This window comes from Pseudomonas sp. Pse79, assembly GCF_024519615.1.
Taxonomy (GTDB): Bacteria; Pseudomonadota; Gammaproteobacteria; order Pseudomonadales; family Pseudomonadaceae; genus Aquipseudomonas; species Aquipseudomonas veronii.
In genome coordinates this window covers 21,904-28,690 of the sequence record NZ_JALJRR010000043.1, presented here as the reverse complement: position 1 = coordinate 28,690, position 6,787 = coordinate 21,904, and the positions used below count along the sequence as shown (strand labels likewise).

Below are 6,787 nucleotides of genomic sequence, written 5' to 3'. Positions count from 1 at the left end.
ATTGAGTCCTCCTGAAGATAGGTCAGAAGGCGTAAACCTTATTCAGGACGGGACAGTTGGCATAAAAAAGCCCCGCCTGAGTGATCAGGCGGGGCTTTTCAGTGGCTGATGGAATCAGACGAGGGGTTTAGGCTCGTGCTCTTCTTCCAGGGCCTTTGGGTGGTGCTCTGCCACTTCTTCAACGGAACGCGGGGTCTCGTCGACGATAGGGGCAGCGTGCTCGACCACTTCGGCGACAGCCGGTGCGGCAGCGGCAGCAGCGGCGGCGGCGGCCGCTTCGGCTTCCTTGCGACGACGGCGCACTTCACGTGGGTCGTTCGGCGCACGGCCGTTTTCGGTCAGGGCGCTGGCCGGTGCGGCTTCAACCACCGGGGCGGGGGCTTCGGCAACCACGGGCGCTTCAACCACGGGCGCAGGCTCGGCAACCACTACCGGAGCGGCTTCAACCACTTCGGCAACCGGGGCCGATGCGGCTTCTACCACGGGGGCAGGCGCTTCAACCGGGGCGGCAGGTTCGGCAGTCCACTGGAAGGCGGTCTGTTCTTCGCGAACTTCACGCACGGCCGGGGCGGCGGCTTCGACAACCGGAGCTTCCACGACAGCTTCAACCACTGGCTGTGGCTCAACCACCGGGGTAGGCTCGGCGGCAGCCACTTCTTCTTGCGGCTGGGCTTCGCGAACCGGCGCAACTTCCACTTCCGGAGCCGCGGGGGCTTCGATCGGGGTGGTTGCTTCTACGACCGGTGCTTCAACCACTGGGGTCTCGGCGACTGGCGCTTCTACCGCAACGGTTTCTTCGACGGCGGCAGTGGCGCGTTCAGCCTGCTCGTGAGCCTGGGCTTCGGCAGGTGCGCTGATGACCGAGCTGGCAACAGCGGCGGTAACGGCCAGGCCGGCAGCCAGTTCGGTGCTGGTTGGTTCGCTGGTAGCGGCTTCTGCGTTCTCGCCGGCTTCTTCCGAACCTTCGATCACATTGCCGTTGGCGTCACGTTGACGCTCGCGACGGTTGCTGCGACGACGCTGGCCACGGGAGCGGCGGCGCGGACGATCGCCTTCGGCGTTGTCCTGGCCGTCTTCCTGCAGTTGCTCTTCGCCGGTCAGCACTTCTTCTTCGCTGGCGGCAGCCGCCTGCTCGGTACGTGGTTGACGTTCTTCACGCGGTGGGCGCGGTTGACGCTCTTCACGTGGCGCACGCTCTTCACGCGGCGGGCGAGCCGGGCGTTCTTCCTCGGTAGGGGCGGCAACAGCAGCGGCGGCAACGGCAACGGCTGGCGCAGCGTCCAGCGGCTCGCGCAGTTCACGCACACGTTCTTCACGCTCGCCACGCGGCTTGCGATCTTCACGCGGTGCGCGTGGTGGACGTGGTGCGCGCTCTTCGCGCGGTGCGCGTTCTTCGCGGGCTACGACCGGGGTCTCTTCACGGGCTTCGCGAGGCGCACGCTCTTCACGGGGTGCGCGCTCTTCACGCGGGGCCCGTTCTTCGCGCGGCTTGCGCTCTTCGTCACGGCGACCGTTGCGGTTACGGCTCTGCTGGCGACCGTTGCGACGCTCTTCGTTACGCGCCGGACGCTCGGTGGCAGGTTTTTCGACCACCACCGGTGCCGCAGGCTCTTCCTTGCTGGCGAACAGGCTGACCAGCGATTTCACCAGGCCCTTGAACAGGCTTGGCTCAGGCAGGGCGGCCGGGGCTGCAACCGGGGCAGCCACTTCAACCGGAACCGGTGCGTTGGCACGCGCCGGAGCGGTCTTCACGGCGGCTTCCTGGCGAACCAGGGTGCGGGTCGCGGCGGCTGGCTGGACTTCTTCCACTTCGGCAGCGGCAGCGGCGATTTCGTAGCTGGACTGGCCGCTGTGGGCTTCCGGGCTGTCATCACGCAGGCGCTGCACTTCGAAGTGCGGCGTTTCGAGATGATCGTTCGGCAGGATGACGATACGGGCACGGGTGCGCAGTTCGATCTTGGTGATCGAGTTGCGTTTTTCGTTGAGCAGGAACGCGGCAACCGGGATCGGCACTTGTGCGCGGACTTCGGCGGTGCGGTCTTTCAGGGCTTCTTCTTCGATCAGGCGCAGGATCGCCAGGGACAGCGATTCAACGTCACGGATGATGCCGGTGCCGTTGCAACGCGGGCAGACAATGCCGCTGCTCTCGCCCAGGGACGGACGCAGGCGCTGACGGGACATTTCCAGCAGGCCGAAGCGCGAGATGCGGCCGACTTGCACGCGGGCACGGTCAGCTTCCAGGCATTCGCGGACTTTCTCTTCCACGGCGCGCTGGTTCTTGGCGGGGGTCATGTCGATGAAGTCGATCACGATCAGGCCGCCGATATCACGCAGGCGCAGCTGGCGGGCGATTTCTTCAGCCGCTTCCAGGTTGGTCTGCAGGGCGGTTTCTTCGATGTCGCTACCTTTCGTGGCGCGCGCCGAGTTGATGTCGATGGACACCAGGGCTTCGGTCGGGTCGATCACGATGGAGCCGCCGGAAGGCAGTTCGACCACGCGCTGGAAGGCGGTCTCGATCTGGCTTTCGATCTGGAAACGGTTGAACAGCGGAACGCTGTCTTCGTACAGCTTGATCTTGCTGGCGTACTGCGGCATCACCTGGCGGATGAAGGTCAGGGCTTCGTCCTGGGCTTCGACGCTGTCGATCAGCACTTCGCCGATGTCCTGGCGCAGGTAATCGCGGATGGCGCGGATGATCACGTTGCTTTCCTGGTAGATCAGGAACGGCGCGGAACGATCCAGGGACGCTTCTTTGATGGCGGTCCACAGTTGCAGCAGGTAGTCGAGGTCCCACTGCATTTCTTCGCTGCTGCGGCCCAGGCCGGCAGTGCGGACGATCAGGCCCATGTCGGCTGGAGCGACCAGGCCGTTCAGCGCTTCACGCAGTTCGTTGCGTTCTTCGCCTTCGATGCGACGGGAAATGCCGCCGGCACGCGGGTTGTTCGGCATCAGTACCAGGTAACGACCGGCCAGGCTGATGAAGGTGGTCAGGGCGGCGCCCTTGTTGCCACGTTCTTCTTTTTCGACCTGGACGATGACTTCCTGGCCTTCGCTCAGGACGTCCTTGATGTTCACGCGGCCTTCGGGGGCTTTCTTGAAGTATTCGCGGGAGATTTCTTTGAGGGGCAGGAAGCCGTGGCGCTCGGAGCCGAAATCGACAAAGGCAGCCTCAAGGCTTGGTTCGATGCGAGTAATACGGCCTTTATAGATGTTGGCCTTCTTCTGCTCGCGTGCGCCGGACTCGATGTCCAGGTCGTAAAGGCGTTGGCCATCTACCAGCGCAACACGCAACTCTTCGGGTTGAGTTGCGTTAATCAGCATTCTTTTCATGTTGTACCGTCGGTTTCCGGGCTGCCGGAAACGGCGTTCGGCACACACGACTTCTCACGGTCGGTGTCAGGTGCGTCAAGAGTGGTTGGCCACTCCAGTGTCCAGCAATAACCGGCGAATTGGGCTGGTATCGCGACGGACGCGTCCTGCTTGTTAGCGGTGGTGACAAAGGCACCACTTCAACAAAAGCTAAGGTCAGGAGGAGGAATCAACCGGCGACTGTGGACGAGATGAAGCGTCTATATATAAGCCTAGTGCTACACGGTCCGACGGTTGTGCATCTCCACCCTACACGTATCCCTGATAATTCGGGTGCTGCCGCGCGCAGAATCCGCAGCGGGTTGGCATTTACCGTGTTCTCCAATGGGGAGTCCACGCTCATGGCTAAACAAGACCAAGTGTGGGCGATTGCGCTCTCACTCGGCTCTTAACAGGCGTTGTTTCCGAAGCATTCGCCATGGTGTGTCCCAAGACTGACTGCACTTTGTGAACTGGCCGTAAATATCGGCGCAAAATGCGAGTATTCACTCTGCTTTCTGCACTCGCTTCAGGCCTCATGTCACCTGCGCTTGTTACAATCTCGGGCTTTCCAAGGTAACGAAAGCCCCGTAGGACGGCCTCGCGTCCTGATGAATTGCGAAGGTCAGGGCCGGCAATTTGCCGCAAGTCCTCTGTCCAGGCCGCTTTTGGCGGCGTTCGCGACTATAGCAGTAATGATTAAGTGCTTCAATTCCATAAAAAATTGTTATCATCGCCGACATGACGACTACCGCCCCCCAGACCCCCAGCGTCCAGCTGCTTGAGGTCTCGCCGGAATATGCCGGCCAACGCATCGACAATTTTCTCCTGGCCAGGCTCAAAGGCGTGCCCAAGACCTTGATCTACCGCATTTTGCGTAAAGGCGAAGTGCGCGTGAACAAGGGTCGCATCAAGCCCGAGTACAAGCTGCAGGCGGGCGATATCGTGCGGGTGCCGCCGGTGCGCGTGCCTGAGCGCGACGAACCTGTGCCGCTGGCTCAGGGCCTGTTGCAGCGCCTTGAAGCGTCGATTGTCTACGAAGACAGCAAGCTGATCGTGATCAACAAGCCCTGCGGCATTGCGGTTCACGGCGGCAGCGGCCTGAGTTTCGGCGTGATCGAAGCCTTTCGTCAGTTGCGTCCGGATGCCAAGGAGCTGGAGCTGGTCCATCGCCTCGACCGCGACACCTCCGGCCTGCTCATGATCGCCAAGAAGCGCAGCATGTTGCGCCACCTGCACACCGCCCTGCGCGGCGATGGCGTGGACAAGCGCTACATGGCGCTGGTGCGCGGCAACTGGGCCAGCTCGATCAAGAGCGTGCGCGCGCCGTTGCAGAAGAGCAACCTGCGCTCCGGCGAGCGCATGGTCGAAGTGGACGAGGAGGGCAAAGAAGCCCTGACCCTGTTCAAGGTGCTGCGCCGCTTCGGCGACTTCGCCACCCTGGTCGAGGCCAAGCCGGTCACCGGGCGCACTCACCAGATTCGCGTGCACACCCTGCATGCGGGCCACTGCATTGCCGGTGACACCAAGTATGGCGACGAGGCGTTCTCCAAGGAGATTCGCGACCTGGGCGGCAAACGCCTGTTCCTGCACGCCTACATGCTCACCGTCCCGCTGCCCGATGGTGGCGAATTGAAATTGCAGGCGCCGGTCGATGAGATGTGGGCCAAGACCGTGGAGCGTTTGAGTGCCGCACCTTGACTACAAACTGCTGATTTTCGATTGGGACGGCACGCTGGCCAACTCCATTGGCCGTATCGTCGAGGCCATGCACATGGCCTCGACGCGTTCTGGCTTCGAGCTGTGCAGCGATCTGGCGGTCAAGGGCATTATCGGCCTGGGGTTGCCTGAGGCGATTCGCACCTTGTACCCGCACATCGCTGACGCTGAATTGGTCGCGTTCCGCGAGCATTATGCCGATCACTACATTGCGCTGGAGGCCGAGCCTTCGCCGCTGTTTGATGGCGTGGTGCAGTCCCTGGAAGCGTTCCGCGCCGAGGGTTATCAGCTGGCGGTCGCCACCGGCAAGGCCCGCCGCGGCCTGGACCGGGTGCTCAAGGCCCACGGCTGGGAAGACTATTTCGACGTTACCCGCGCAGCGGACGAAACCGCCAGCAAGCCCCATCCGCTGATGCTCGAGCAGATCCTCGCCCATTGCGGCGTGTTGCCACGCCAGGCGTTGATGGTCGGCGACGCGTCTTTCGACCTGATGATGGCGCGCAACGCCGGCATGGACAGCGTGGCGGTCAGCTACGGTGCGCAGGCTGCCGAGGCGTTGCAGGCATATGAGCCCAGGCTGACGATCGATCATTTTTCTGAATTGCAGGCCTGGCTCAGCCGGGCCCACTGAGTCTTTGCTGGGGTAGATGGCATGAGTGATGAGTGGAAAGCGCCCGAAAAGGCCGACAGCAGTGACGACAAGAGTTGGAAGCTGCTGGAGAAGACCCTTCTGGCCAGCGTGCAGGAGCAGCGTCGTTCGCGGCGCTGGGGGATTTTCTTCAAGCTGCTGACCTTTGTTTACCTGCTCGGCATGCTGGTGCTGTTCAGCCCGCTGGTGGACATGGAAAAAACCGCGACCCGTGGCTCCAGCTATACCGCCTTGATCGAAGTGCGCGGGGTGATTGCCGACAAGGAGTCCGCCAGCGCCGACAATATCGTCAGCAGTCTGCGCACCGCGTTCGAAGACCCCAAGGTCAAGGGCGTGATCCTGCGCATCAACAGCCCAGGCGGCAGCCCGGTGCAATCGGGCTACGTGTATGACGAAATTCGCCGCCTGCGCGCGCTGCATCCGCAGATCAAGCTGTACGCGGTGATCTCCGACCTGGGCGCCTCGGGTGCGTATTACATCGCCAGTGCCGCTGACCAGATCTACGCCGACAAGGCCAGCCTGGTGGGTTCCATTGGCGTCACGGCGGCCGGTTACGGCTTTGTCGGCACCATGGAGAAGCTCGGTGTGGAGCGTCGCACCTACACCTCGGGCGAGCATAAGGCGTTCCTCGACCCGTTCCAGCCGCAAAAGGCCGATGAAACCCAGTTCTGGCAGAGCGTGCTCGACACCACTCATCGCCAGTTCATTGCCAGCGTCAAGCAAGGGCGCGGTGATCGTCTGAAGGACAAGGACCATCCGGAGCTGTTCTCCGGGCTGGTCTGGTCTGGTGAGCAGGCCTTGCCGCTGGGCTTGATCGATGGCCTGGGCAGTGCCAGTTCGGTGGCGCGGGACGTGATTGGTGAAAAGGAACTGGTGGACTTCACCGTTCAGGAGTCGCCGTTTGACCGTTTCTCCAAGAAGCTCGGCGCCAGCGTGGCGGAGAAGTTGGCCTTGTACATGGGCTTCCAGGGCCCGACCCTGCGCTGAGATCCCAAGGTCTGCGTAGATAAATGTGGGAGGGAGCTTGCTCCCGATAGCAGTGGATCAGCCGGCTTGTCTGTAGTTGGTCTA

The 6,787-nt window shown here is 62.4% G+C and carries 4 protein-coding genes; 3 read left to right on the top strand and 1 reads right to left on the bottom strand.

The window, feature by feature from the left end; translation table 11 throughout:
• Nucleotides 1–114: 114 nt before the first annotated feature.
• Nucleotides 115–3,321, bottom strand: a complete 3,207-nt coding sequence (rne, locus tag NR164_RS29285; RefSeq protein ID WP_256823596.1) for a ribonuclease E — start codon at nucleotides 3,319–3,321, stop codon at nucleotides 115–117.
• A gap of 768 nt (nucleotides 3,322–4,089) precedes the next feature.
• Between rne and rluC the strand changes: the two genes are divergently transcribed.
• From rluC to sppA, 3 genes are read left to right on the top strand one after another with little or no spacing between them, the layout of a single operon-like run.
• Nucleotides 4,090–5,049, top strand: a complete 960-nt coding sequence (rluC, locus tag NR164_RS29280) for a 23S rRNA pseudouridine(955/2504/2580) synthase RluC (RefSeq protein ID WP_046382359.1) — start codon at nucleotides 4,090–4,092, stop codon at nucleotides 5,047–5,049.
• Nucleotides 5,036–5,698 carry an HAD-IA family hydrolase gene (locus tag NR164_RS29275; RefSeq protein ID WP_256823595.1) on the top strand — a complete coding sequence of 221 codons (663 nt, stop codon included), beginning with the start codon at nucleotides 5,036–5,038 and terminating at the stop codon, nucleotides 5,696–5,698. The genes rluC and NR164_RS29275 overlap by 14 nt, the downstream gene beginning before the upstream one ends.
• A gap of 21 nt (nucleotides 5,699–5,719) precedes the next feature.
• Nucleotides 5,720–6,703: a signal peptide peptidase SppA gene (gene sppA / locus NR164_RS29270; protein WP_256823594.1), complete on the top strand. Its 984-nt coding sequence runs from the start codon at nucleotides 5,720–5,722 to the stop codon at nucleotides 6,701–6,703.
• The last annotated feature ends 84 nt before the right edge of the window (nucleotides 6,704–6,787 follow it).